The organism is Hominimerdicola alba, assembly GCF_900109655.1.
Taxonomy (GTDB): Bacteria; Bacillota; Clostridia; order Oscillospirales; family Ruminococcaceae; genus Hominimerdicola; species Hominimerdicola alba_B.
On record NZ_FOAT01000004.1, the window covers coordinates 68,144 to 94,443 of the forward strand.

The 26,300-nt window shown below is 46.6% G+C and carries 21 protein-coding genes; 9 read left to right on the plus strand and 12 right to left on the minus strand.

Annotated features, from left to right (window positions below; genetic code table 11):
* Positions 1-37: 37 nt before the first annotated feature.
* The 5 genes from BMY75_RS06195 to BMY75_RS06215 form a co-directional block, all read right to left on the minus strand.
* Positions 38-745 (minus strand): TIGR03936 family radical SAM-associated protein, encoded by a 708-nt coding sequence (locus BMY75_RS06195; protein ID WP_074831254.1) that lies wholly within the window; start codon positions 743-745, stop codon positions 38-40.
* Positions 720-2,585, minus strand: coding sequence for a TIGR03960 family B12-binding radical SAM protein (locus BMY75_RS06200; RefSeq protein WP_074831257.1), 1,866 nt, complete (start codon positions 2,583-2,585; stop codon positions 720-722). The genes BMY75_RS06195 and BMY75_RS06200 overlap by 26 nt, the downstream gene beginning before the upstream one ends.
* Before the next feature lie 654 nt (positions 2,586-3,239).
* Positions 3,240-4,100 carry a M15 family metallopeptidase gene (locus BMY75_RS06205; RefSeq protein ID WP_074831260.1) on the minus strand — a complete coding sequence of 287 codons (861 nt, stop codon included), beginning with the start codon at positions 4,098-4,100 and terminating at the stop codon, positions 3,240-3,242.
* A gap of 37 nt (positions 4,101-4,137) precedes the next feature.
* Positions 4,138-6,597, minus strand: a complete 2,460-nt coding sequence (locus BMY75_RS06210; RefSeq protein WP_074831263.1) for a sensor histidine kinase — start codon at positions 6,595-6,597, stop codon at positions 4,138-4,140.
* Positions 6,590-7,300 carry a response regulator transcription factor gene (locus BMY75_RS06215; protein WP_081350461.1) on the minus strand — a complete coding sequence of 237 codons (711 nt, stop codon included), beginning with the start codon at positions 7,298-7,300 and terminating at the stop codon, positions 6,590-6,592. The genes BMY75_RS06210 and BMY75_RS06215 overlap by 8 nt, the downstream gene beginning before the upstream one ends.
* A gap of 869 nt (positions 7,301-8,169) precedes the next feature.
* On the opposite strand from BMY75_RS06215, the gene BMY75_RS06220 reads away from it, so the two are divergent.
* Positions 8,170-8,982, plus strand: coding sequence for a hypothetical protein (locus tag BMY75_RS06220; protein ID WP_074831266.1), 813 nt, complete (start codon positions 8,170-8,172; stop codon positions 8,980-8,982).
* 79 nt (positions 8,983-9,061) lie between these two features.
* On the opposite strand, the gene BMY75_RS18410 is transcribed toward BMY75_RS06220, so the two are convergent.
* From BMY75_RS18410 to glpK, 7 genes are all read right to left on the minus strand, one after another.
* The gene (locus tag BMY75_RS18410; protein ID WP_242940183.1) at positions 9,062-9,487 is read right to left on the minus strand and encodes a hypothetical protein; all 426 of its coding nucleotides are present in this window, start codon (positions 9,485-9,487) and stop codon (positions 9,062-9,064) included.
* A gap of 3 nt (positions 9,488-9,490) precedes the next feature.
* A complete protein-coding gene (locus BMY75_RS06230; RefSeq protein WP_074831272.1) occupies positions 9,491-11,248 on the minus strand; it encodes an ABC transporter ATP-binding protein in 1,758 nt (585 codons plus the stop codon).
* Positions 11,241-12,980: an ABC transporter ATP-binding protein gene (locus BMY75_RS06235; protein ID WP_074831275.1), complete on the minus strand. Its 1,740-nt coding sequence runs from the start codon at positions 12,978-12,980 to the stop codon at positions 11,241-11,243. Before BMY75_RS06235 ends, BMY75_RS06230 begins: the two co-directional genes overlap by 8 nt.
* Positions 12,981-13,390: 410 nt before the next feature.
* Entirely contained in the window at positions 13,391-15,661 is a 2,271-nt protein-coding gene (ppk1, locus tag BMY75_RS06240) for a polyphosphate kinase 1 (protein ID WP_074831277.1), read from the minus strand.
* A 159-nt stretch (positions 15,662-15,820) separates the two neighbouring features.
* Complete coding sequence (locus BMY75_RS18415; protein WP_074831280.1) at positions 15,821-17,047, minus strand: dockerin type I domain-containing protein; 1,227 nt, start codon at positions 17,045-17,047, stop codon at positions 15,821-15,823.
* A gap of 82 nt (positions 17,048-17,129) precedes the next feature.
* On the minus strand, positions 17,130-18,416 hold the full coding sequence (locus BMY75_RS06250) for a hypothetical protein (protein WP_242940184.1): 1,287 nt from the start codon (positions 18,414-18,416) through the stop codon (positions 17,130-17,132).
* A 113-nt stretch (positions 18,417-18,529) separates the two neighbouring features.
* A complete protein-coding gene (gene glpK / locus BMY75_RS06255; protein ID WP_074831286.1) occupies positions 18,530-20,020 on the minus strand; it encodes a glycerol kinase GlpK in 1,491 nt (496 codons plus the stop codon).
* Between the two features lie 598 nt (positions 20,021-20,618).
* Here glpK and BMY75_RS06260 point away from each other — a divergent pair.
* The 8 genes from BMY75_RS06260 to obgE all read left to right on the plus strand — a co-directional run bounded on the left by BMY75_RS06260 (position 20,619) and on the right by obgE (position 26,298).
* Positions 20,619-20,909, plus strand: a complete 291-nt coding sequence (locus BMY75_RS06260) for a Dabb family protein (protein ID WP_074831289.1) — start codon at positions 20,619-20,621, stop codon at positions 20,907-20,909.
* Positions 20,910-20,917: 8 nt separating this feature from the next.
* A complete protein-coding gene (radA, locus tag BMY75_RS06265) occupies positions 20,918-22,294 on the plus strand; it encodes a DNA repair protein RadA (protein ID WP_074831292.1) in 1,377 nt (458 codons plus the stop codon).
* Between the two features lie 159 nt (positions 22,295-22,453).
* Positions 22,454-22,765, plus strand: coding sequence for a 50S ribosomal protein L21 (rplU, locus tag BMY75_RS06270; protein ID WP_024857193.1), 312 nt, complete (start codon positions 22,454-22,456; stop codon positions 22,763-22,765).
* 14 nt (positions 22,766-22,779) lie between these two features.
* Entirely contained in the window at positions 22,780-23,091 is a 312-nt protein-coding gene (locus BMY75_RS06275) for a ribosomal-processing cysteine protease Prp (RefSeq protein ID WP_074831295.1), read from the plus strand.
* Positions 23,092-23,129: 38 nt separating this feature from the next.
* Positions 23,130-23,411 (plus strand): 50S ribosomal protein L27, encoded by a 282-nt coding sequence (gene rpmA, locus BMY75_RS06280; RefSeq protein ID WP_074831298.1) that lies wholly within the window; start codon positions 23,130-23,132, stop codon positions 23,409-23,411.
* A gap of 141 nt (positions 23,412-23,552) precedes the next feature.
* The gene (locus BMY75_RS06285; protein ID WP_074831301.1) at positions 23,553-24,320 is read left to right on the plus strand and encodes a hypothetical protein; all 768 of its coding nucleotides are present in this window, start codon (positions 23,553-23,555) and stop codon (positions 24,318-24,320) included.
* A gap of 107 nt (positions 24,321-24,427) precedes the next feature.
* The gene (locus BMY75_RS06290; protein ID WP_074831304.1) at positions 24,428-25,006 is read left to right on the plus strand and encodes a hypothetical protein; all 579 of its coding nucleotides are present in this window, start codon (positions 24,428-24,430) and stop codon (positions 25,004-25,006) included.
* Positions 25,007-25,020: 14 nt separating this feature from the next.
* Positions 25,021-26,298, plus strand: a complete 1,278-nt coding sequence (gene obgE, locus BMY75_RS06295; protein WP_074831307.1) for a GTPase ObgE — start codon at positions 25,021-25,023, stop codon at positions 26,296-26,298.
* The last annotated feature ends 2 nt before the right edge of the window (positions 26,299-26,300 follow it).

The following is a 26,300-nucleotide window of genomic DNA, read 5'->3' on the forward strand; positions in this document are numbered from 1 at the left end:
TATTATAACATATCACGCATAAGATTTCAAGTGTTTGTCAGCAAAAAACTTCACCGTTTTCAATAAGTATCTTTGTGCGTTCTATACAAATCTCATCGGCGGTCATGCCGTACATATCTAGAAAAGTCTCTGCGGCGACATTGGCATTAAGGTTGAACCCACCGCCTGCGGGGAGCTTCATCTTGAGATTCAGGTGATTTTCGTCTGTATCCATGGATATAAGTTCCAGAGACGGACGTATGTCCACGGGTTTATATGTACCTTTTTTTGTACGCTTCTGTATCTCAATGACTTCCCTGCTCATGAAATCCTTGAACATTTCAGCCATTTCGTCGGGAGTTCTATCTGCTGAGATACAGATATCATACTCGGCATGAGTTATCTCGGTATGGCTGTGTACAGGGGCAGAACAGCTCACGATTCTCATACCCTCGGGCATCTGGGCATCGAGAGCTTTCAGCACTTCTTCATCGGACAAGTTTTGAAGCAATGCAAAATCCATGACCTCCACCTTGCTTTCAAAGCCCAGCGACAGGGTCAGGGGGAACATTATATATATATGCGGGTTGAAGCCCTGGGTATACCATATCGGGAGTTTCGCCCGCTTTATTGCCCTTTGCATGGCACGCATAAGGTCGAGGTGTGAGATATACTTTGCTCTGCCGCATTTTTCATAGACAACGCGCTTATCGTAGCGGTCGGGGCGCAGGTCTACATTTTTAGGTTGAAGTCTTTTTTCCGCCACAATAAACACCTCCACATTCGGGCTTTATGCCGCAGCCCGAGCAGCCTTCCTTACAGTTTCTGGTAGTCTGGGCAAGATGGGCTTTTTTGTTTTCTCTGACAAGAAATTCGTGAGACACCAGATAATCCAGATGCGACCATGGCGCCACCTCATCGTAGCTTCTTGTCCTGTTGGCATAGAATGCCGTATCTATGCCTGTTTCGGCAAATGCTTCCAGCCATTTGTCGTACTGAAAATGCTCGTCCCAGCTATCCATATAACAGCCTTTTTTCCAAGCCGCATATACCGCCTTGCAAACCCGCCTGTCGCCCCTTGCCAGGACAGCTTCAAGCACGGAAGTATTGGAATAATGCAGGCTGAGCTTGATCTTCTTGCTGGTGACAGCGGATTTGAGTATCTCCTGCTTGTGCTTTATCTGCTCTTCCGTCGCCTGAGGTTCAAACTCGAAAGGTGTAAATGGCTTGGGCACGAAAGTCGCAGTGGATACCGCTATCTGCACGGAGCGTCCGCGCTTTTCCTTCGGAGTTTCAAAGTAAAGCTGGAGTATCTTATCTGAAAGCTCTGCTATTCCGCGGATATCGTCATCTGTTTCCGTAGGCTGACCCATCATAAAGTAAAGCTTCACCTGAGTATAGCCCCACTCGAACGCCATTTTGCAGGTGTTGATAATCTCATCCTCAGTGATGTTTTTGTTTATTACATCGCGCAAACGCTGAGTTCCTGCTTCGGGGGCGAATGTCAGTCCGCTTTTTCGTACAGCTTGTATCCTTTCAAGAAGTTCCTCGTTGAAGCTGTCAAGTCTCAGCGACGGCAGTGCGAGGTTTACATTCTCACCGTCCGTATACTCCGAAAGGCTCAGAAGAAGCTCGTTTATCTTGGTATGGTCACTGGTGGAAAGTGACGATAGGGATACTTCCTCATAGCCTGTCTGCTCACAGAGAGACTTCGTTTCATTTTTAATAGTATCTATATTCTTCTCGCGGAAAGGTCTGTAAATAAATCCCGCCTGACAGAAACGGCAGCCGCGTATACAGCCGCGCAGTACTTCAACAACAGAGCGGTCATGGACTATCTCGCTGAATGGCACAACAAAGCTATCGGGATAGTAGACCTTATCAAAATCCGCGATAATACGCTTTTTTATACGCGGCGGTGCTTCGGGGACATTTGGAGTGATGTTCTTCACGGTGCCGTCTTCGTTATAGTCAACGTCGTAGAAGCTTGGCACATATATGCCCTCTATCTTCACGGCTTCGCGGAGGAATTCCTCTTTAGTGGGATTTGAGGGCTTCATTTTTTCGTAGAGCCTCAGCAGTTCAAGGTTGACTTCCTCGCCCTCGCCCAGAATAAAAAGGTCAAAAAAGTCCGACATCGGCTCAGGGTTACAGACGCAGGGACCTCCGCCTACCACAAGCGGTGTCAGCGAGGTACGGTCTTTTGCCAACACAGGCAGTCCTGCAAGGTCGAGCATTTGCAGAACGTTATTGTACGATAATTCGTACTGCAAAGTAAAACCGATGAAATCGAAATCCTTTATGGGGTCAAGGCTTTCAAGACCGTAGAGCGGGATATCATTTTCACGCATGAGATTCTCAAAATCCTTTTCGGGCATGAATACACGCTCACACCACCAGTTGGGCACCTGATTTTTCAGACCGTAGAGAATTTTCATACCCAGGTGGGACATACCCACATCGTAGGTATCGGGAAAGCAGAAAGCGAAACGCACATCGACTTTATCCCTGTCCTTTATTACACTTCCTATCTCACCGCCGATATAACGTGCGGGCTTGGTGGCTTTAAGCAATATTTTATCGAGTTTGTTTTTTATCTCTTCCATAGATGACCTCCCGTAGCAGTTATTATTTTTCTGCGAAGTTTTTCCGCAGATATGGCGGTTCACGGTTTTCGATTCGTTGAAAGCCTGATATTTGAGTATTATTATAGCACAACGGGCGGTCAAAATCAACTGCGAGATGTAAATAAACGTGGTTGGATAAAATGTTTACCCCGATACGCTTTATTGGGTTTATGCGATAAATCGGGATTAGTTCGTATAGACGGATATTCGCTGTGGTCATTTGCGCTCGTATCCGCCCTGATACCAAACAAGCGTTCCAAACGGAACATTTACGCTCTTCAACATCCGTACTGCGATGAACATTTCGCCCCTCGTTCCTCGGGTCGAGAAATCGGATTTGCTATAGCTGTCCGATTTCGGGCGCGGCAATATTTTCCGCAGATAGAAAGAGCGTGGACAGTCATTTTGTCCACGCTCGTGATTGTGTTATTGCCGCGCCTTTTTGACATGGCGGATAGTTTGCTGTGCTACTTGTTGTTTTGTTGCCGCGACGCTTTTGCGCCTTGACCGAGAGGCTTGACCGCGCGCTTTTATTCGCGGCATAGTTTGTTTTGTGCGCGAGTTTGTTGCCGCGCAAAGCTTGAGCCAAAGCGCTCTTCTTTGGCAGTTTTACGCCGTGTTATGTCATCGCATTTACTGCTTTTTCGCAGTGATGATATACCCTCCGCAGTTATCAATCGAGATATCACAGGTACAGTTCTCAGGCAGAAGAAGTGTATCACCCTTCTGACGGGTTATGATATAATCCTCATACGCATAGAAACTGCCGTACTCCAGACCATCGATATATTCTTCAAAAGTCAGACCATTAGCTGTGATTATCTTCGAATGGGGCTGACCCACATACCTGAAATGCCACGGCTCGTAATCTATGCCTGTAACGATCCTGCCATAGGATGGGTATCTCACGATAAAACCGTATTCGGGAGCGTGTTCGGTAAGGTATTTGCCTGCGGGGCATTTGTTGATGCTGCTGCCTGCAAATCCGCTGAAATACAGATCCTGTGCAAGACCTGTCTCATGCTCGGAGCAGTGTGCAGGCATAGCTTCGTTACTGCCCTGATTTTCATAGAGTTCCTGCTGTTCTTCGGGTGTGCGGTAGGATGACATCACATACAGCGGTTCACCGCAATTATCCATAATAGCTTTCGACAGTGCCGCATAGCTGTCAACCGAAGCAGTTGACATCATCACGCCTGAATCCTTATATTCGCATATGGAAGGCTTATAATACTGATCCAGAGGGTGGTCTTTATTTACCAGAACAAGTGTATTACCTATTTTAAGATCTTTCACAGATGCGCTCTTAAGCGTAAGCTCATCGGCAGGCATCTCATCAAGATGATACTCTACCCTGCCGCGGAAAAGCGCAGTGACCTTTCCTGCAACATTGAATTTTTCGGGCTTGATGATGACTACCATCGCCGCTAATAAAATGAGTACAATTACCAAGACCGTAACAAAAGGTGTTACAGCCGATCTTCTTTTTTTCATAATGTCGTCTCCGTTTCTTTGTTCTTTTTCTATGATATTATATTGTCTCTTTTTCTTCTTCGGATTCTTCTTTGTTTATAAGGGGCATGGACATGATAGCTTTGAACATATCGCCGTCCAGCTGTATCTCAAATCTTCCGCCGCAGGCTTCGGTGAAGCTTTTGGCTATTGAAAGTCCAAGACCGCTTCCGCCGTCCGTCCTCGACTTGTCACCGCGGACAAATCTTTCTGTTATCTCGTCCGCGGTAAAGTCGATAGGGTAAGAAGAAATGTTCTTGGCGGTAAAAACTATGTTTTCGCCGTCACGTGTAAGCTCCAGGAAAATGCGCGAACCGTCCATTGAGTATTTCAGCGCATTGTCGATAATGTTTTGCAGCACGCGGTAAAGCTTGTTTCCGTCGCCCATAACAGGTGCTGTTTCCTCGGTGACGTTTATCTTGAACGTCTTTCTGCTTTCTTTGATCTTGTCCTCCGCGTCTGCAAGGCTCTGGTTGAAAAGCCTTACAAAGTCCAGCTCCTCCATGTTGACATCAATGCCGCTGGTCGCCTTGGCAAGGCTGAAGACATCGGCTACTATGCCTTTGAGCTTCTGGGATTTCTTATCCAGTATCTGAACATAGCCCATTGCTTCATCATCAAGCTCCGTCTTTTTAAGAAGGTCGATATAGCTTATTATAGAAGTCAGAGGTGTTTTCAGATCGTGGGATACATTAGCCACAAGTTCTATCTTCATGCGCTCGGACTTTATCTGTTCCTCCACCGCATCACTTACGGTATCGGATATATTTTTCAGCATATCCGAAGGTCTGCTGAGTTCCGAAAGAGGAGATATCTCTTCCTCAAACGGAGTGTTGCGGTTGAGTGCTGTGATGCGTCTGTCCAGCTTTGTAAGATCACGCGAGAGAAGCATAGCCCTTATCTGCGAATAAATAAAATACAGCGAAGATATGCCGCATATCAAAGAAGCCACTATCAAGTATGCTTCATCCTGTTCATTTATCACAATAGGAAGTACCGCCGCCGACACCATAAATGCCGCAAGGCTGATTATCGAGCGACGCATAAGACCGCTTCCCGCAGGTCTGTTCCTGCGTGTTTCATACATTGACGTTTCGAGGTATTTCTCGCTCAGCTTGTTCATCAGCTTCGGCAGCATAAAACTGCTTCTGAGTTTTCTTTGAGATACCAGCTTGATGCCGTGGGTGATGCTGTGTACAGCCACACCTGTCATCACAGCATATGCAGCCCCAAGTACCATATATCCGAAACCCGTGTCATCATTCAGCACATCGGAAGCTTCATTCATCTTCCAGTACATAAATTTCATCTCAGATGATCCTGCAAGTATTAAGAACCATGCCGCGATGTAGAATTCACATGGGATCATATCCGCAAAAGAACTTATATGTTCTCCTGCCAGCCCCCTGACAACAGCCGCTGCAATAAGATAAGCTATCAGCACCAGTGCCAGCACTCCGCATTTGATCGTAAGCGCTCTTGTTTCGTAATACACATCCCACAGATCATTGTACTTGCCGGTCAGGGATCTGAAATAACTTTCACGGGGCGATATGAACACCGTCAGCCCCTCGGTATCTCCGGCAACAGCAACATAATCCGGCATATCACATATAGGCAGGGTCGAATAATATACACCCGAACCTTCTGCTGTGTTTGATTCTAAATCTACCCATTCACGCCTTGCCGTGAATCCCACCTCTGTGTTTTCGGGATATTCATAAAATTTTATTGGTGACTCATTGCAGAAATTAAAAACATACCTTCCGTATGAATCACTGTACCATCCGCCCAGCGGGAGATAGTTTTCAGGATAAGATTCATTCACATCCCTTAGTTTTCCGTTCTCTTCAGCGACCTGATAGCTGTAATAATCCATCGTCCCGGATGATTGCATCTGCGATGATATAAAATCACCCGTGCGCAGGATATAGGTATATTTTTTCGATTTCAGCGCATCCAGCCTCTGTTTCTCGGTCTTGTTTTCACCAAATATTTCAGACGAGATATTAGTGACGTAATGTACATTTTCCTCACCCGACACTGTTTCCGCCGATGTTGTCTCCTCATCGGTCACGGTTTCGTCCGCCTGTATTTCGGGCACAGTGTAGGACACATAGTAATCGAATGTATCCGAATACGGCACTATGCCATCATCTGTCTTTTTGTAGCTGTATCCATTGTAGTCGAAATAGTACAAAAGATCGGACTTTACATATTTATTGCCTACATAGTTCCCGCTGCTGTCAGTATTTGCAAGCTCGCACACACCCAGTATGCAGAGCTGTTCATACATATTTTTCAGCTCTGTACAGTATTCATCCGAGCTGTCAATACTTCCGTCCATATTCCAGCCCAGATCCGACAGCCTGCCATTTATACGGCTAATATACATTTCACCGAACAGCGCTACACCCGCTGCCACACAAGCCGTAATGAACGCCGTCACCCTGGCTGCCTTAGGAAAAAACTTAGACATTTTTTTCGATCTTGTACCCAATGCCCCACACCACTTTCAAATAACGCGGCTCCTTCGGGTCGATCTCTATCTTTTCCCGAATGTGCCTTATATGTACCATTACTGTGTTCTCCACCGCGTAGGCGTCTTCATTCCACACCTTGCGGTATATCTCTTCTGCCGAAAATACGTGACCTGCGTTCTCCATCAGCAGTTCAAGTATCTTCAGTTCCGTTGCGGTGAGCTTTACGGGTGCGCCGTCCACCGCGATGGATTTTTCACCCTTATCAAGCACCAGACCGCCTATTTTAATAACGTCCGTTTTGTTTATGCCGCCTATGTCCCCCAGCTGCATATACCGCCTCAGACTGCTCTTTACGCGGGCTGTCAGCTCCATAGGGTTATAAGGTTTGGTGATATAGTCGTCAGCGCCCATTGAAAGTCCGAGTATCTTATCTGTATCTTCGGATTTTGCTGACAGAACTATTATCGGGATATTTCGCCTGTCTCTTATCTTCATTATCGCTGACAGTCCGTCAAGTCTGGGCATCATAACGTCTATCAGTATCAGCTGTATGTCGTTCTCCGAAAGCTTCTCCAGTGCCTCGATGCCGTCATACGCCCTGACAGTTTTGTAGCCTTCAAGCTCCAGCAGCTTCGCGATAGCTGCCACGATATCTCTGTCATCATCCACGACAAGTATTGTTGCTGAAATATCTTCCATATCTTTTCCTCTCCTTGTGTGATTATATAATAATACATCATTCTTAATTTCAGGTGAATGTAAATCTTAAGATTAGCTTAAGTTTCCGATTCAAACAAAAACTTCACCTGCACTCATACTATATTAAATGATAACACATTTTAGCTAAAAATGCAATGCCGCTAAAGCTTGATACAGGCAAAAAAATAAAGCCCGACACCAAGCCGAGCCGCCTAACAAAAACGGATATTTGCTTTGTGCGTTAGCTTGCGAGCTTTCGCCCCTCGTTCCTCGGGTCGAGAAATCAACGAGCGTACCGCCGTTGATTTCGGGCGCGGCAATAATTTTCCGCACATAGAAAGAGCGTGGACGGTTTGATTATCCACGCCTATGATTTTGTTATTGCCGCGCATTTTTGACATAACGGATAGTTTGCTATACTCCTATATCTTGCTTTGCATTTTTGTTTCTTGCCTTGGTGATTGAGGGCTCTGCCTCTAACAGTCAGCTTTGCTGACTGTGCAAACATCCCGCAAGCCTGCTAGCGCGAGGCATATGCCGACGCAGTCGCATAAACCGTGCGCTTTGCCTCTTTGGCAGTTTACACGACCGATGCGTTTTTTCATTCCGGTTTTATCAGTATTTCAAATTGCTGTCACATTAAATCACAAAAATATTACAACCATACTTTAATATAGTATCATGGTTCAGCCGATGGATGTCAGATTTAAAAATTCACCCGCGATCATTTGTATCACCATTATGCAAAACGTCGAAAAATCCTGCAATTCATTGACATATCCCACTAAGGCTGATATAATAAGAACCGTTGTGAATACGGAATATCGTTGGCAGAATACCTGCTGAAAAGAACAAAAGGAGATATCATCATGAATAAGAGAATTCTTGCTGCTGCTCTCGCACTGACAATGAGCGCCTGTATCTGCGGATGCAGCGAATCCGAAAAGACAACTGCTGCTACCCCTGTTTCTCCCAAGGAAACTGTTGCAGGTGAGAAAGGAAACAACATCGACGATGTTGTGACAGACGATGAAACTACCGAAAATGAAACTACTGCCGAGGAATCTGCCACCACTGAAGAAGAGACCTCTGCTGACCCTCAGGCTGAGCAGGAAGAAGGCTTGCACACACTGAAATGTAGCCAGAGATTTGCTGCCCTTGATGACAAGAACGGCTTCTGCTTTGAAGTCGAGGTATCTCCAGATGAGGCTGCTTCGGGCATAACCATCGGTCTTTACAATGAGAAGGGCGAAAAGGTCGCTGACATGGTAGACGACGGAAGCAAGAAGCCCGATAAGGAAGCAGGCGACAATATTTTCAGCTGCTACTTCAAGCCCGAAAGCAAAAAGGCTGCTACATACAACTTGACCGCCAAGATAGGCGCTATCGAGACCGAGCCTGTAAGAGTCCGCCTGTACGACGAACTTGATGACGCTGATTTCGACAGACTGAGAGAAGTTACTGCTGATTTCATGAAGATCGACGCAAAATACAGAGATACCACAGGTTCTATCCCTGATGACAAGAAGGACGCTGCTATCGAAGAGGCTGCGGCTCTTGCGCAGAAGATGTACGATGACGGCGAAGTTATTGAATTCTCCGTTGACAAGCAGTTCGGCAATGTATTCATCTGGCTGGACAGCTATCTGCCATACATCTACAATATCGATTCACTTGAATAATATATACCCATAGACAAATTCAGCCCCGAAGCGTTTCAAAGCACTTCGGGGCATTGTTTTTATGACTGCAAAGATAAATTCAGTATTCCTTTTTTATCTCCGCTATTTTGTATATTTCCTTGAACTTTTCCAAGTCCGTATCATCTCTGATCAGCATAACCTCAGTAAAATGACCGTCCTCTTTATTCTTAAAACCTGCTATCTGCTCTCCTGTACAGATACTGCACCTGACCACAGCTGTCTGTTTGTCGGGGTCAAAAGGTATATCTTCGCTGAGATAGCTCTCATAGTATGGGGTCTTACCAAAATCCTGATGCATTTCTATGCTGAACACAATGATGAATCCCAGAAGTATTATCCCGCCGATAATACATAGTCCCCAACAGAAAACACCTGTGATGATACGGATAACAGCAGGCAGCAACAGCCCGATGACCAGAGATACTGCTATCCATTTAGCCCCGAAATCCAGGGAATTTATCTTAGGTATCCTGAACTTGTTCATACTCTATTCCGCCGCAAACTGCGAATTATACAGCTCGCTGTAAAATCCGCCTTTTGCCATAAGGCTTTCATGAGTTCCCTGCTCGATGATATGACCCGAGCGCATAACTATGATGTTCTCGGCTTCCTTGATGGTGGAAAGTCGGTGGGCTATGATGAAGCTCGTTCTGCCTTTCATCATCTTTGCGAAAGCACGCTGTATGATTATCTCGGTTCGGGTATCTATGGAAGATGTAGCTTCATCGAGAATAAGCATTGGCGGCAGGGAGAGCATAACTCTGGCGATGCAGAGGAGCTGTTTCTGACCCTGTGACAACGTGCTGAAAGCATCGGATATAACGGTATCATAGCCGTTTGGCAGACGTTTTATAAAGCCGTGGCAATGTGCCGATTTAGCGGCGGCTACCACTTCTTCGTCGGTAGCATCGGGCTTGCCGTAGCGGATATTATCGCGGATAGTGGCGGTCTTCAGCCATGTTTCCTGAAGCACCATGCCGTACATTGAGCGCATGGAATCGCGGGTACAGTCCTTGATGGGCTTGCCGCTTATTTTAATGCTGCCGCTGTCGGCATCGTAAAAGCGCATGAGCAGATTTATCATGGTGGTCTTTCCGCAGCCCGTGGGCCCGACTATCGCTGTGCGCTCGCCTGCCTTGACGTGGAGATTGAAGTCCTCGATAAGCTTGACTTCGGGGTCATAGCTGAAAAATACGTGCTCGGCATCAACACTGCCGTCAACTGCGGTAAGGACTTCGGCATCAGCGGCATCGGGTATCTCCTCGGTCTCATCGATAAGTTCAAAAACACGTCCCGCTGATGCGAGAGCACTCTGAAGTTCGGTTATAACGCCTGATATCTCGTTGAAAGGCTTGGTATACTGGTTGGCATAGGAAAGAAAGCTGGAAAGATTTCCCACCGTAAAGCCGTTGCCGCTGAAAACTGCCAGCGCACCCAGTATGCCTACGGAGGTATAGACAAGTCCGTTGACGAACCTTGTGCAGGGGTTTGTAAGGGATGAGAAGAATATGGCTTTTACGCTGACTTCCTGCAATTTCTTGTTATATACTTCAAATCTGGATTCACCCTCATTCTCGTAGCCGAAAGCCTGAACGGTTTTGAGGTCGCCTGTTATTTCTTCAACCAGGGCGGTCATTTCTCCGCGGGCTACGGATTGCTTGTGAAAGAGGTCGAAGGTGTTCTTTGCGATGAATCTCGCAACAAACAGAGAAAGTGGTGTCAGCAGGATAACCACCAGTGATATCTTTACATTTATCGTCAGCATGAACACAATTGTACCGATTATTGTACAGATACCCGTGAATAACTGTGCAAATCCCATAAGCAGGCCGTCGGATATCTGGTCGATATCGGTGATGATACGGCTTATTATGTCGCCGTGTGGGTGGGCATCGATGTAGGAAAGAGGAAGTCTGCCCAGCTTTGCGAATGCCTTGCGGCGGATATCCCTGACAACATTGAAAGTTATTTTGTTGGTACACAGGGACATCAGCCACTGTGAAACAGCTGTCAGGGAAACGGTTACGCAGAGCTTTATGATTATGGGCGTGAGTGCCTTGAAATCGACGTTTTTCGGACCTATGATGAGGTCAACGCCCTGACCGATTAGGATAGGCGCATAGAGGGTGGTGGCGACCGTTATTACTGCCAGCAGCATCGATATCACAAACAGCCAGATATAAGGTCTTGCATAGGATAGCAGAGGTTTGAGTACAGGTTTTTGTACTTTTTTAGTATCAGCCAATCTCCCTCACCTCCTTTTCGGAAAGCTGTGACAGACATATCTCGCGGTAGATGTCACAGGACTGATAAAGTTCCCTGTGAGTGCCTGTCCCCGCTATTTTTCCGTCATCGAGGACGATTATCTTATCAACGTTCCTGATTGAGGATATCCTCTGTGAAACGATGAACACGGTCATATCCCCTGTCTGTTCGGCGATGGCTTTTCTCAGCCTTGCATCGGTGGCAAGGTCAAGGGCAGAAGCCGAATCATCGAGGATAACTATTTCGGGGTGACCTACAAAAGCCCTTGCAATGGTCAGGCGCTGTCTTTGTCCGCCTGAAAGGTTCTTGCCTGCCTGATGTATCATTTCGTCCAGCTTATCAGGCTTTTCCATGACAAAATCATAAGCCTGGGCGAGTTTCAGCGCGTTGATTATCTCCTCATCGTCAGCAGAACTGTCGCGCCATTTCATATTATCGCGAACAGTGCCCTTGAAAAGCACAGCCCTCTGGGGCACGATACCTATCTTATGGCGAAGCTGTCTGAAAGGGTAATTCTTGACGTCGATACCATCAACAAGTATCTCACCTTTTGAAGCATCATAGAATCGGGGGATAAGGTTTATAACGGAAGTTTTTCCCGAACCTGTACCGCCAATGATGCCTATGGTCTCTCCCCTGTTGGCAGTAAAGCTAATGTCTTCAAGGGCATATTCTTCGCTGTCGTGGTAGGAGAAGCTTACTCCGCGGAACTCAACTGCGGGGGCTGAGGTATCTGCTGTGACCTCGGTATTGCCGTCATCGGTGACAGTGGGTTCGATATCGAAAACATCGTTGATACGCATGGCAGAAGCCTGCATTTTCGTGATATTGGTGACGAGTATCGCCATGGCGAGAAGTGCAAGCAGAATCTGGTTCATGTAGTTTATCAGGGCTAATACATCGCCCTGAGTGATGCTGCCAATATTGACCTGATGTGCGCTCGCTTTGAGTATAACTGCTATGGCGAGGTTCACGATAACATAGGTCATAGGGTTCATGAGGGCATTGATCTTGCCCGCCTTAATCTGGAGATCGGTGAGTTCATCGGTCAGCTTGTCGAAGTCTTTCTCTTCGTCCTGCTGTCTTGAAAAAGCGCGTATAACCCTTGCGCCGGAGAGGGCTTCACCTGTAAGCAGATTGGTACGGTCGAGGGTCTTCTGGATATGCTTGTATCTTGGTATAGTGATGCTCATTATCTTATAGATAACAAAGGCAAGGCAGGTTGCTGCCACCAGGAATATCAGTGTTATCTTCACCGAAATGGTGAGTGACATTATAACCGCGCCGACCACGATAAACGGCGAGCGCAGAAGCAATCTCAGCAGTATATTCACACCTGACTGTGCTGTGTTAATATCCGCTGTCATTCTGGTGACGAGGGTACTGCTGCCTATTTTATCAATCTCGGAATAGGAAAAGCGGTCGATGTGACGAAGCAGGTCGGTGCGGAGTGCCGTGCCGAAGCCAACCGAGGCTTTAGCCGCGAAAAACTGCGCCGTCAGCGAACAGGCAAGCCCCAGAAATCCCAGAAGTACCATTATACCGCCCATACGCAGTATATAAGGCATATCCTCGTTTGCTATACCAATGTCGATTATGCGTTTCATGACAACAGGCACCGCAAGCTCGAAACAGGCTTCAATAAGCTTGAACAGCGGCCCTATGACACTTTCCTTTTTGTAGTTTTTAAGGTAACGAAAAAGTCTGAACATATTTTTCTCCATACATAGACAGACGGACAGTTCAGCACCATCCGTCCGATAATTAACTGTCTCCCGTCCACGCCCTATATTGCCGATAATGCAGTTCTATCGCACTGACTGCGTATCTCATTGAGGAAGACCCTTTTGAAAAAGGGTCCTCCTCAAACTCCTCCCCGAAAACTTTTAACTCTTTTTGGCAGGGGGCAGATATCTTTATAAAATTCACCTAGTACGGTCACTAACTGCACTTTATAGAAATAGCTGCCCCCTGCCAAAAAGAAATAGAAGTCTTTGGAAAGGAGTCCAGCATGACTTCGTGATGCTTGGGAATAACCTTTCTTCAGAAAGGTTTTCCCCAGTAAGATACGCACTCGGTATGATAGAACAGCGTTAGCAGCAATACACGGCGTGAACGGGAGCTATTTGATTTTCTTAACCTTTACTTTTACGACGGAACAATCCGATGAACCTTGACCAGAGACTTTTTTTTTTTCGGGTGCAGGCTCGGGCTTTTCGGGGATATCGGGCTGTACAGCGGGGGTATCCTCGGGTTTGGGCTCGGGTGCGGTCACAGCAGTCACGGTGGGTGCGGCTGTCATTTGTTCGGGTTGCGGTTCGGGTTTAGGTTCCGGTTTCGGCTTGGGTTTGGGAACATTCGCATAGGCTTCTGCGAAGAACCTGCTCTGGGCATCTACTGCCGCGCCCGATGCGGGTTTGCGGACGTAGGTACCGTCGGGGAGCATATCCCTTGCCTTGACGTTGTCGTTCATCTGAGTTTCAAAAATATCGAGTATCCGCTTTTTGATCTCGGCATCGAGAACAGGTGCGGCGACCTCGACACGGCGGGTGGTATTGCGGGTCATGTAGTCTGCGGAGGATATATACACGCTCTTTCTCACACCACTGCCGAATATATAGATACGGGAATGTTCAAGATAGCGACCCACGATGGATCGTATGCGGACGTTTTCGGTAACACCCTCAACACCTGCAACAAGGCAGGATATTCCGCGTATCACCAGTTCGACTTTAACGCCTGCCTGTGAACACTCGATGATCTTATCAATTATCACCTTATCGGTGAGAGAATTCAGCTTAGCGCCAACATAGCCGTCTCCGCCTGCTTTGGCGATAGCTATCTCGTTATCCATCATTTCGAGGACACGGTTTTGCAGACAGCGGGGTGCCACCAGCAAAAGGTCGCTTTTCTCAACAAGTTCGCCTATACTGAGGGCACGGAAGACTTCCTCGGCGTCCTTGGCGATATCCCTGTTGGCTGTCATAAGGCAGAGGTCGGTGTAAAGACCCGCTGTCTTTTCGTTATAGTTGCCTGTGCCTATCTGGGTGGTATACTTAACGCCCTCTGGGGTCTTGCGGGTGATAAGACAGAGCTTCGAGTGGACTTTCAGCCCCTTGGGACCGTACATTACCCGACAGCCTGCTTCTTCAAGCTGTTTTGACCAGCCGATATTGTTTTCCTCGTCAAATCTGGCGCGGAGTTCCACCAGCACGCAGACTTCCTTGCCGTTTTCAGCGGCGGCGCACAGGGCTTTTATCACCTTGGAATTCTTTGCCACACGGTAGAGGGTCATCTTTACAGAGACAACACTTTCGTCCTTTGCGGCTTCATTCAGCAGTCTTATGAAAGGCTGTATGGATTCATAGGGGTAGGACAGGAAAAGGTCGCCGTCATCTATCTGATCTATCATGGGACGGCTCTCGTCTATCATGCGGGAAAGCTGAGAGGTGCGGGGTTCAAAGAACAGCTCTTTCTTGTCAGCCGCTTTATCGAACACCGTGAATACATAGGAAAGATCCAGAGGTGTCTTTTCAACGAAGACCTGTTTTTTGGACAGTTCCAGCCTTGTGCAGAGCTCTTTCTGGAGAGGCTCGGAGATCTGCTTGGAAAGCTGTAATCTCACAGGACACAGGCGCTTTCTCTTGTTTATCAGCACGGACATATTCTGCCTGAAATCCAGTTCGCGGTCGAAGCTTTCGTCAACATCGATATCGGCATTTCGGGTTATGCGCATGAGGGTCTTTTCCTCGACCTTATAGCCTGAGAATATCTTGTCGGTGAAGTGGTATATCAGCTCTTCCACCAGCACATAGGCTATGGAATCGTCCTGACGGGGCAGGAATATCACACGCTCAAATTTTTCACTGCACCCGATAATGCCCAGAGTTATACCGCTTTTTGAAGACAGCTTTGCCGCAACGTATATGCTCTTGTTGGGCAGAAACGGGAATGGGTGGCGCTTATCGATTATGAGCGCATTAAGAAAAGGCTTGATCTCGTAGGCATAGTAGGCTTCCAGAAATTCAGCTTCCTGCATCGTCAGGCTTTTCATGCTCTTATGCTCTATCTTTTTAGGTTCAAGGGCTTTGTGTATGGTCTTGAAGCTTTCGTCCTCGGTGGAGATAAGCTCACGCACCCTTGAAAAAATAGCGCTGAGCTGTTCCGAGGGCTTCATCTTGGATTTGTTGTCCTTATGGGAATCATCCACCAGAGAAGCATCATAAAGCGAACCTACCCTGACCATAAAGAACTCATCCAGATTGCTTGAATAGATGGACTGGAACAGCAGTCTTTCAAGCAGAGGATTGCTCTCGTCACGGGCTTCTTCAAGCACGCGTTCATTGAATTTGAGCCATGATAGCTCACGGTTATCGTATACCCTGTTTTTCACGGTATTGTCTCCTATCGTATATAATAAGCTATTATATATTATAGTACATTGTGACAGAATTGTCAACAGTTCAAGGACAGGTTATTTCCATCTTGGTAAATTCAGGATGCGGAATGTTTATAAGCAGAACAGCGCCCGAATTCACGGACGCTGCCTATATCAATTCAGTAGTTTTTTTCCCTTTATATGCGCCGCAAGCCTTGTACGATCGGTGATATTAACCTTGCCGTCACCATTTAAGTCGGCAAGTTTCGGATCGGGAAGGAGTTTTTTGCCTTTGATGTGGGCGGCAAGACGAGTGAGATCTGTTACATTGACCAAGCCGTCATTGTTCAGGTCGCCGCGTATCCTGCCATCTGCTTTGATGTCAAAATAAAAAGTTCCGCCCATGGTTATATCATCGCCGTTATAGGGCAGATTTATTCCGTTTACCGAAGCTTGAAATTTCTTGGAAAAGTTACTGCCGTAGGCTGGGGTAAGTTTAAATTGCAGTATATAGGTCTTGCCCTCTTCAAACACATCGCCCTCTGTACCCAGTGCCATCGACTCGCTTTCTATCCACATGAGATCGGTAACATTGACACCGCTTGGTATATTTCTAAACCATTCTTTGGGGTCTGTTGTGCATTTTACGCCGTCCCATGGAGTTTTCAGCGTAAGATCAGCCTTTTTAATTCTGGGTTCACCCAAGATCCTGAGATAGCCGTTGTATATGCCCTTGGTGAAAACGTAGGTCATCTGGAGTTTTCCTGCTTCGGTGCATTTTGAATCGATAAAGGTATCTGCCACTACACCGTCATCGGTATAGGACATACCTATGGGGTAAAAATCACCTGCTTCTGCGTCTTCGGGGATCTGAAAATCTATGGTGAAAAGGCTGGCGTTGCTGAGTTCAATATCGGTTTTTGAATAGGCGTAGAAAGCTATCTGACCTTCTTCAACCAGTTTGGAGCCTGTATCCTGGAAGTCTGCTACCGCTTTACCGGGGCTGACGGGATCGCCGTTTGAATTATTTACCACTTTCAATCTGGTGTCATAGAAGACATGGAACTTCATCATGCTGACAGGATCGGTCGCACCATGCACGCTGACGTAGACTCTCTGGATCTTGCCGTTTGCCTTTCCCGGTTCAAGACCTATTTTATCAAAGAATACCATTATGCCGCCCTCATAGTTCCTCGGATTGATGGTGGGACAGTTCCATGAGGGGGGCTGAACCCACTTTGAACCGTCATAGCGAACTTCCTTATCGTCCTGATAGTTGAAGGGGTTTGCAATGGACTCAGCACCTGCTTTAACGGCGCTGCACGGAAAGAACGCGGCGAGAGTCAGCAGCATCACAAGTGCCGCGGCTAAGCTGAATAAACGTATTCGGGTCGTTTTCATATTTTTCCATCCTTTTCAATGATCTCAAAACGGCAGAATTACCGTGCACATATTATATAACATATTTTTCCAGATGTCAATGCTATTTTATGACCTTGTATTTCCTGAGTAATTCAAGGTTATGATCTTTTCTCCTTTCAAGTTCTTCCATTGTCTGCTTGTGTATTTCTTCATCTTCAAGAAATGTCTGCACTCTTTTGCGGGCTTCATTATATCGATATTCAAATTCTAAAAGATTTTGTGATATTTTCTCCTGCGAACGTGAAGCTCGTATGCTTGCTTCATTTCGACGTTTCAATTCAGCTGAGTATCGCTGTTCAAGATCTGCCAGCGGATCATCTAAAATATACCTGATAACCGTATCACTGAATGGCGCAGCAAGAGATTCATTTATTGGCAATGAAATAACAGCAATATGTTCTTTAAATGTTTGTGCATCATAATCTACTACATCTTTGAGCGTTTTAACATTATCCAGAACAGGAAGAATCCAAGTCATAGTTGCATTAAATGAATTCTGAACTGCGTCTGATAAAGGCATAAAATCAGCATAGTATTTAAATCCGCCATTATCAAATGGCTTGTCTGTTATATGCCACTCATGATAGAAATCCCATAGATCTTTATACCATATTTCGTTTTGCCGGAATGTGCGGTCAATACAAAGATCTTTGCGGTAAACAGTGGCGATTGCGCCAAAGGGTACCAGCTGATTTTTCATATCATGGATACCAACAATATGTATGATCTCATCGTTGATAACACGAACGTACAGTGGCATACGAACTTTTGGCTTTTTGAAGCCTAATGGTTCAAGTGCCTCACCATAGATCTGCGTAAACAAAGTGTTTAACGTCGGCTTCTTTTCTTCGGCTTTTTTGAAATTAAGTTTTATTATACTTCCTTCATTTCTTGTACCGAGTTCATCACTGTCAGCAAGCATATCCACACCCAAAAGTGATGATATTTTGCTAAGTCTTTCATCAACCAAGCCATCACTTTCACCGATCAGCTCAATGAGTTTTTGGGTATCTGCTTTGTTATTCAGCAGTGGTTTCCAGCATTCGGGCTTTATTTCATTATTTTCCATGCCGTAGATCTCACCATCGCCCACAACGATCCTATCTGCACACTCTCCTGTTTTGTCAAAGAGTTCAAGTACTGCGATATCGCTGTCTGTTACTTCCTCTGTAATACATGGAAGTTTCATACTTTTTGAAATAGCTTTAGCTTCACTGAAAAGCGCTCTCGTATCATCACTGCTTTCCGAGTCAGCAAGTGTTGCCCAACCCTGATCATCTGAAAACGCAATAATGTATGTTTTCACAGCTTCGTCATCATCACATGGCACGAAGCCTTTCTTTTTCATATGTGCTTTGAAACCCTTGATAAGTTTCTCTTTGTCGCTGATCTTAAAATGAACTGAGTGAAAAAAGCTCCCCATAAATGTTTCTCCTCCTATAAATTACGGTATTATCTCATTTATTTCATAATGCTTCTCCCCACAGCATTTTTCCATCCGCTTATTAGTTCGGTGCGTCTATTTTCAGCCATGGCGGGGATAAATTCGCGGAATTTCTGGGATACGCGGTTGAGTTCCTCGCGGCTTTCCCAGAAACCGCAGTGAAGTCCTGCAAGGAACGCCGCGCCTGTGGCGGTGGATTCAACGTTGCGGGGACGGATTATGCTTCTGCCAAGGATATCTGCCTGAAACTGCATGAGAAAATCGTTCTGCGAAGCGCCGCCGTCAACCTTGATAAGACCCAGCGCGGAGGTGTCTTCTTCCATGGCTTTTATGACATCTGCGGTCTGGTAAGCGATGGCTTCAAGCGCCGCACGGACGATGTGAGCACGTCCCGAACCTCTGGTAAGACCGCATATCACGCCGCGGGCATCGCTGTCCCAGTAGGGTGTGCCCAGTCCCACAAAGGCGGGAACGAAGTATACTCCGCCGTTATCGGGAACACTTTCGGCAATGGCGGCGGTCTCCTCGGCTGTGCTGATTATGCAGAGTTCGTCACGAAGCCATTTTATAACAGCACCCGATACAAATACAGACCCTTCCAGCGCGTAGGTAACTTTTCCGCCCATGCCCCATGCGATGGTGGTCAGCAGTCCGTTGGCGCTCTCGACACATTCGTCCCCGGTATTCATCAGCAGGAATCCGCCTGTGCCGTAGGTGTTCTTGACATCGCCTTTAAGGAAACAGCACTGTCCGAAAAGCGCCGCCTGCTGATCGCCCGCACAGCCGCAGATGGGTATTTCAGCGCCTATCAGCGACTTATCGGTAGTGCCGAAATCTCCCGAGGAATCCCTTACATCGGGGAGGATATTTTCGGGTATGCCGAGAAGACCAAGTATCTCCTTGTCCCATTCGAGGGTGTGGATATTGAACAGCATTGTGCGTGAGGCATTGGTGTAGTCGGTAGCATGGACTTTTCTGCCTGTGAGGTTCCATATCAGCCATGTATCCACCGTGCCGAAGAGAAGTTCGCCACGCTGTGCTCTTTCGCGGACACCCTCAACGTTATCGAATATCCACTTTATCTTTGTGGCGGAGAAATAGGGGTCGATGAGCAGACCTGTTTTACTGCGGAAGAATTTTTCCAGCCCCTGTTCGGCAAAATGGGTGCAGGTGGAAGCTGTGCGGCGGCACTGCCATACTATGGCATTATAAACGGGCTCTCCGGTGTTTTTATCCCATATCATGGTGGTCTCGCGCTGGTTTGTCACACCGATGGCGGCTATCTCGGAGATATCCTCACCGTTTGATGTGAGGTAAGCTGTGCAGTCATTAACGGCGCGAAGCTGAGAATCAAGGATATCCTTGGGGTCGTGCTCCACCCAGCCCGCTTTGGGGAATATCTGGGGAAATTCGTACTGTGCCGAAAATACCTTTTCGCCTTTTCTGTCAAAAAGTACGGCGCGTGAAGAAGTTGTACCCTGATCGAGGGAAAGTATATATTTTTTCATGATAATCATCCTTTCGTTTTACGTTTTAAAACCTTTTGTATATGATACTACCAAAAACCGAAGTTGTCAACCGCGGTCTTTGTTTGATGTTTATAATTAAAATCTGTTTGCAGCTGCCGAAAAGTATTATGCGTCCTTAATTTATGAGCCCGCGGAGATGCTTGCAGTAAACAGCGATATACGAATCACGCGGGTATTGTCAAGATGCTTGGTTGCTCCCCCTCTTATGCAGTATAACACGCCGCCTCATATCCTCGTAGTCATAGTCAGCGGCTGCCTGCCATCGTGCGCATAGGTCTGGTGAATAAGTTTTTCACTATCAGTGATTTTAGCCGAAAAGTTGTACGTTTTTGTACAACTCTTGCAGAAATATGTCTGAGTTAAATCAAAAAACAGTTGTTTGCACAGCGTAACAGGTTTGGATATGGGCAGTTCTCACATATATTTAATGGTAGATTTTAGGAGACCGGAGGCTGTGTTTATTTGCAAAAGAGATCTATTTCAGGGTAAAAAAACGGACTTATGATTTTTGGGGCTTTACATTTGCATTTTCAGGTGTTATAATGGTTGCAGTAACGATCTGAGGAGGTCAAAAAAAATGATTAGACATATTTGTATGTTCAAGCTGAAAAACGAGAACAAGGACGCACTGATAAAGGAATTTCTGGAGAGAGCTGAGAGCCTGAAAACTATCCCTCAGCTGAAAAGATATGAGGTAGTTTACAACGACAAGAGAACTCCCGACAGCAACTATGATGTTTCGCTGATATTCGATTTTGACAGTGTTGAAGACCTGAACGCTTATCAGAGTTCGGAAACACATATAAACTTCGGCAAATTTGTGGCGACCGTAAAGGAAGAAAGAGCCTGCATCGACTACGAATTCTGAGGTGAGTTATGGCTAAGGCGAAAAGCGCGTATGTATGCTCGAACTGCGGGTTTGAAGCGAGCAAGTGGAACGGCAAATGTCCCGAATGCGGCGAATGGAACACCTTTGAAGAGGTGGAGATACAGGTATCTGCAAGAACTTCGGGCAAAAGCAGAGGTTCGGCTGTAAAGGATATCTCCGACAGCATACTGAACATCGGGGCGGTGGACGCAAGTGCGCGGGAAATACGTTACGACACTGGCATGAATGAACTCAACAGAGTTCTCGGCGGCGGGCTTGTAAAGGGTTCGCTGGTGCTTCTGGGCGGTGAGCCGGGCATAGGTAAATCCACCATGCTTTTGCAGATTTGCCAGACCATGGGGGACGACCACACTATTTTATATGTATCGGGTGAGGAATCCGCAAGGCAGATAAAACTGAGGGCTGACAGGCTCGGAGTGGACAACGAGAACCTCTACCTGCTTGCCGAGACCGATGCTGAGAGCATATGCGCGGCGATAGTCAAGGAAAAGCCCGAGATAGTCATAATCGACTCCATACAAACCATGAGCATCAGCGGGATATCATCGGCACAGGGCTCAGTCACACAGGTGCGCGAGTGTACTAATATGTTCATGAGGACGGCGAAATCCGAGGAGATACCCATATTCATCGTCGGGCACGTCAACAAGGACGGCGCCATAGCGGGACCTAAGGTAATGGAGCATATCGTTGACTGCGTGCTGTACTTTGAGGGTCAGCGCAACATGACTTACAGGATACTCCGCGCAGTGAAGAACCGTTTCGGTTCCACCAATGAGATAGGCGTTTTCGAGATGGCTGACGGCGGGCTTGTGGAAGTGGACAACCCCTCCATGCTGATGCTTGAGGGCAGACCGCTGAACGTTTCGGGAAGCTGTGTCGCCTGCGTTATGGAGGGTTCGCGCCCCATAATGGCGGAAGTTCAGGCGCTGGTATCAAAAAGCAGCACCTCACAGCCGAGGAGGACGGCTACGGGTTTCGACTATTACAGAATGTCAATAATACTGGCGGTGCTTGAAAAGCGGCTTGGATATTTCTTCGGCGGGCTGGACGTATTTATTAATATAGTAGGCGGTCTGAAACTGGACGACACTGCCGCCGATCTCACAGTTGCTATGGCGCTTTATTCAAGCGTTACCGACAAAGTGGTAGACGATAAGACAATCGCGCTGGGCGAGATAGGTTTGGGCGGTGAGCTGAGAAACATCACCCATGCCGAACAGAGAATACAGGAAGCCGAGCGAATGGGTTTCGAGAAGTGCATAATCCCATACTATGCGGCGAAGAAGATAAACACCGCGAAATACGGCATAAAGGTCATCGGCGCAAGGTCGATAAAGGACGCTTTCAAAGAGCTTGGATAGAAAATGTAAATTTTCTGTTAAGTTCAGTAGATACCTTGACATTTACAGGGAAGTATGGTATGATAATAAAGCCGCATATTCACGGTTTCTTTAAGTGTGTCATGATGAAGTCGTGCTCCACCGTGCGTAGCGAGTTCATGTAAAGGCAGGTGCATATAGATGTACGCAGTAATTGAAACAGGCGGAAAGCAGTATCAGGTAAAGGCAGGCGACGAGCTCTACATCGAGAAGCTCAGCGTTAATGCAGACGAGAGCGTTACTTTTGACAAGGTAATGGCAGTTGGTTCTGATGCAGGTATCAAGGTTGGTGCTCCTTATGTTGAGGGTGCTACTGTATCCGCAAAGGTAGTCAAGAACGGCAAGGCTAAGAAGATCACAGTCTTCACCTACAAGCCCAAGAAGGGTGAGAAGAGGAAGATGGGTCACAGACAGCCCTACACCAAGGTAGTTATCGAAGCTATCAACGCATAATTTGTGATGGTCGAATGATCGCCGCAGATTTTTTCAGAAATGAGAGCGATATGCTCACAGGTTTTCGCGTTACGGGTCATGCAGGTTTAGCCGATTTCGGTTATGACGTTTGCTGTGCAAGCGTATCTTCCGCCGTTATGATGACGGCTAACACCATCACTGAGGCTTTCAAGCTGGAAGCAGATGTTGAGGTGGGGGAGAACGAGATCAGGCTTGACATGAAAACACCCGATGAGAACGCGGACAAAGTAATAATGGGACTTCTGATCCATCTGTATAATCTGAGGGACGAATTTCCCGGGCATATCAAGCTGAAGGTCGGCTGAGGCTGACTGTATCACGTTACATGGAGGTGTGATCTCAAATGATAAAGATATCAATGCAGTATTTCGCTCATAAAAAGGGTATGGGTTCTACCAAGAACGGCCGTGAGTCCGAGTCCAAGAGACTTGGTGTGAAGAGAGCTGACGGACAGTTCGTACTGGCAGGCAACATTCTTGTTCGCCAGAGAGGTACTCACATTCACCCCGGTGAGAATGTTAAGCGTGGTTCTGATGACACTCTGTTCGCTACCAGCGACGGTGTTGTAAGATTTGAAAGAATGGGTAAGGACCGTAAGAAGGTTTCTGTTTATCCTCAGGCTTAATTGCGAAAAGACAGACCCTGAGCTTACTTTGCTCGGGGTCTTTTTATAAGAGATAAAAAGACAAAAGACTAGGACAAAACATCGGTATTACCGATAAAATATTAAAAACTCAACAACAGATAACATTTGAGGACAACAAAAATGAATAATGATGTTCAAAATATCAACAGGGATATGGGCAGATCTTTCAGCAAGTTCGGACTGATCCTTATCTGCATCGCGCTTGCTGTTTTCGGATACAAATACTTTTTCGGATTCAGAGATGTCAGGCTGTACGAAACCTACGACAACTGCACTGTAAAAACATGGACAGAGCAGCACAGGGATTCCGAGGGTGATTTAAGCACGTATTATTACGTCAAAGTCGTCCGCGAAGACCCGGATCATGTTCCTGGTATAGCCGATGATGATCACAAGAAAGAAAAAGCTCAGCCGAAAGACAGCCGAATGAAAGTCAAGATCGACTACAAGGACAATGAAGACGTAAAAAAGGATCACGACAGCAATACAGTGCTGTTTTCTGATTCTGTGCCACGTAGTTACTACATGCTTTTCACAAACTACCAAAACCCAAGGGTGACGATGTATACCACCGACTGGGGCAGACATTATCCCGTTTCGACGGTTGGATGCAGTAAAAAGAATGCTGAGCTCGAATACAGAAAGCTCGATCCTCCCACAAGCTGGTATTTTCTGCTGGGAGCTCTTGCTTTTATCGGTTTTCTGAATCTTTCACTTGGCGCACAAAACAGGCGAGTTGCCAATAATTACAGCTCTGACAGAGTTTATGAGCCCGGGTTCACTTTTTCAGACAAAGAAGACGCACTTGTGATGATGGCACACGCCAGGATACAGCGTGAAAAGGAAGAAGAACGGCGGCGCAGGAACCGCAGAAACGGTGGATTCTGATTCAAATGATATTTCTGCTGCAATAGTGACTTTTACGGATAAAGTACGAAAAAGCAGAGCATATCGTTTTTACGGTCAGATATCCGTTATGATAAGTTAAGGATATAATGAATAAACAGTCAAAAAAATCATACAGCTATTTGCTTCATGCTCTGATTGCAGCTGTATTTTGTCTTGGGATATTATACTATCACACATCTCATCCGATAGTTGCCAAGGTAAAAACTTATGAAGATTTCAAGGTAAACAGCTGGACTAAAAGAGAGAACACAGGGAAAAACGGTTGGCACACCTATTACTATATCAGTATAGACAGTAAGTCCTATGATGACTTTGAACCTGTTTTTACTCCGGGCGACGAAGATATATATACATCATACGAGAAGCAGAAAGCGGAAGCAACGAAGACCAAAATGCTTTTCAAAGGCAGCGTCAATGAGATGATTTACGGGAAATTCGCAAATTACTCCAAAAGCAAACTGACGCTTTATAAGACGAACGATGAAGAAGTCTTTCCTGTTTATTTACCCGATTGCGATGCTAAGGAAGCGCAAAGAGAGTACAGGCAGATGCACCCTACATACTTATGGCTTATAGCGATAATATATTTGGGCGCAGACTTCTTGTTAAACGTAATATTTGGTCTTTCGGCGCTGTGTAAAGAAATTAAAATGAGAAATATATAAAGGGAGGTCGGAGAATGTTCGTCGATCAGGCAAAAATCTATATCAAAGCAGGCGACGGCGGCGATGGTGCGGTATCGTTCCACCGTGAGAAATATGTCGCAGCAGGCGGTCCCGACGGAGGCGACGGCGGAAAAGGCGGCGATATCATCTTTAAGGTCGATGACAACATCTCGAACCTTATTGATTTCAGATACAAGAAAAAGTACGTGGCTGAAAAAGGTCAGAATGGCGGCGCAAAGAATTCCTACGGAAGAAGCGCTCCTGACCTAGTGATAAAAGTTCCGAGAGGTACAGTCATCAAGGACGCTGATACAGGCAGGATACTTGCTGATATGTCCGCTGACGAGCCTGTTACCGTGGCACACGGCGGCAAGGGCGGCAGAGGTAATGCTCATTTTGCAACCTCTACAAGACAGATACCCAGATTTGCCAAGCCCGGTTTCAGGGGCGAAGAATTCAACATCAGACTGGAGCTGAAACTTCTGGCTGACGTTGGTCTTGTGGGATTCCCGAATGTGGGAAAATCCACGCTGATATCTGTTGTTTCGGCGGCAAAACCGAAGATAGCGAACTATCACTTCACTACACTTGTACCCGTGCTGGGCGTTGTAAAAGTCGGAGATGAAAGGTCATTCGTTATGGCTGATATCCCCGGACTTATCGAGGGCGCAAGCGAGGGCATCGGACTGGGACATGAGTTCCTCAGACACGTTGAAAGATGCAGGCTGATAGTTCACGTGGTTGACGTATCGGGTATCGAGGGTCGTGACCCCATCGAGGACTTTGAAGCCATAAACAAAGAGCTTGCTAATTTTTCGGAGGAACTGGCAGCGGCTCCGCAGATAGTTGCGGCAAACAAGACCGATATGGCTACCCCCGAGCAGATAGCAAGATTCAAGGAATACATCGAAAAGCAGGAGCTCCCCTATTACGAGATATCTGCTGCCACCACAAAGGGAACCCAGGAGCTCATATACGGCATAAACGAAAAGCTTGCAGAGCTCCCGCCTGTTAAAAGATTTGAAGCACAGCCCCTCACCCGTGAGGAAGTTGAGCGGAAGAATACCAACAACCGCGAATTCTCCATCACTGTGGAAGACGGTGTATACTTCGTCGAGGCGGACTGGCTGTACGATATCCTCAGAGTTGCGGATATGGACGATTACTCATCCCTGCAGTACTTCCAGAACGTTCTGGTATCCAGCGGCATAATCAGAAAACTGGAAGCTATGGGCATTCAGGAGGGCGACACTGTTGCTGTGTTCGACTTTGAGTTTGAGTATATCCCGTAAAG

Bases quoted from the DNA above. Each gene is read 5' to 3' on its own strand.
- BMY75_RS06200 (WP_074831257.1), bottom strand. From the start codon at position 2,585: ATGGAAGAGATAAAAAACAAACTCGATAAAATATTGCTTAAAGCCACC.
- BMY75_RS06205 (WP_074831260.1), bottom strand. From the start codon at position 4,100: ATGAAAAAAAGAAGATCGGCTGTAACACCTTTTGTTACGGTCTTGGTA.
- BMY75_RS06210 (WP_074831263.1), bottom strand. From the start codon at position 6,597: ATGTCTAAGTTTTTTCCTAAGGCAGCCAGGGTGACGGCGTTCATTACG.
- BMY75_RS06215 (WP_081350461.1), bottom strand. From the start codon at position 7,300: ATGGAAGATATTTCAGCAACAATACTTGTCGTGGATGATGACAGAGAT.
- BMY75_RS06220 (WP_074831266.1), top strand. From the start codon at position 8,170: ATGAATAAGAGAATTCTTGCTGCTGCTCTCGCACTGACAATGAGCGCC.
- BMY75_RS18410 (WP_242940183.1), bottom strand. From the start codon at position 9,487: ATGAACAAGTTCAGGATACCTAAGATAAATTCCCTGGATTTCGGGGCT.
- BMY75_RS06235 (WP_074831275.1), bottom strand. From the start codon at position 12,980: ATGTTCAGACTTTTTCGTTACCTTAAAAACTACAAAAAGGAAAGTGTC.
- BMY75_RS18415 (WP_074831280.1), bottom strand. From the start codon at position 17,047: ATGAAAACGACCCGAATACGTTTATTCAGCTTAGCCGCGGCACTTGTG.
- BMY75_RS06250 (WP_242940184.1), bottom strand. From the start codon at position 18,416: ATGAAAAAGAAAGGCTTCGTGCCATGTGATGATGACGAAGCTGTGAAA.
- glpK (WP_074831286.1), bottom strand. From the start codon at position 20,020: ATGAAAAAATATATACTTTCCCTCGATCAGGGTACAACTTCTTCACGC.
- BMY75_RS06260 (WP_074831289.1), top strand. From the start codon at position 20,619: ATGATTAGACATATTTGTATGTTCAAGCTGAAAAACGAGAACAAGGAC.
- radA (WP_074831292.1), top strand. From the start codon at position 20,918: ATGGCTAAGGCGAAAAGCGCGTATGTATGCTCGAACTGCGGGTTTGAA.
- rplU (WP_024857193.1), top strand. From the start codon at position 22,454: ATGTACGCAGTAATTGAAACAGGCGGAAAGCAGTATCAGGTAAAGGCA.
- BMY75_RS06275 (WP_074831295.1), top strand. From the start codon at position 22,780: ATGATCGCCGCAGATTTTTTCAGAAATGAGAGCGATATGCTCACAGGT.
- rpmA (WP_074831298.1), top strand. From the start codon at position 23,130: ATGATAAAGATATCAATGCAGTATTTCGCTCATAAAAAGGGTATGGGT.
- BMY75_RS06285 (WP_074831301.1), top strand. From the start codon at position 23,553: ATGAATAATGATGTTCAAAATATCAACAGGGATATGGGCAGATCTTTC.
- BMY75_RS06290 (WP_074831304.1), top strand. From the start codon at position 24,428: ATGAATAAACAGTCAAAAAAATCATACAGCTATTTGCTTCATGCTCTG.
- obgE (WP_074831307.1), top strand. From the start codon at position 25,021: ATGTTCGTCGATCAGGCAAAAATCTATATCAAAGCAGGCGACGGCGGC.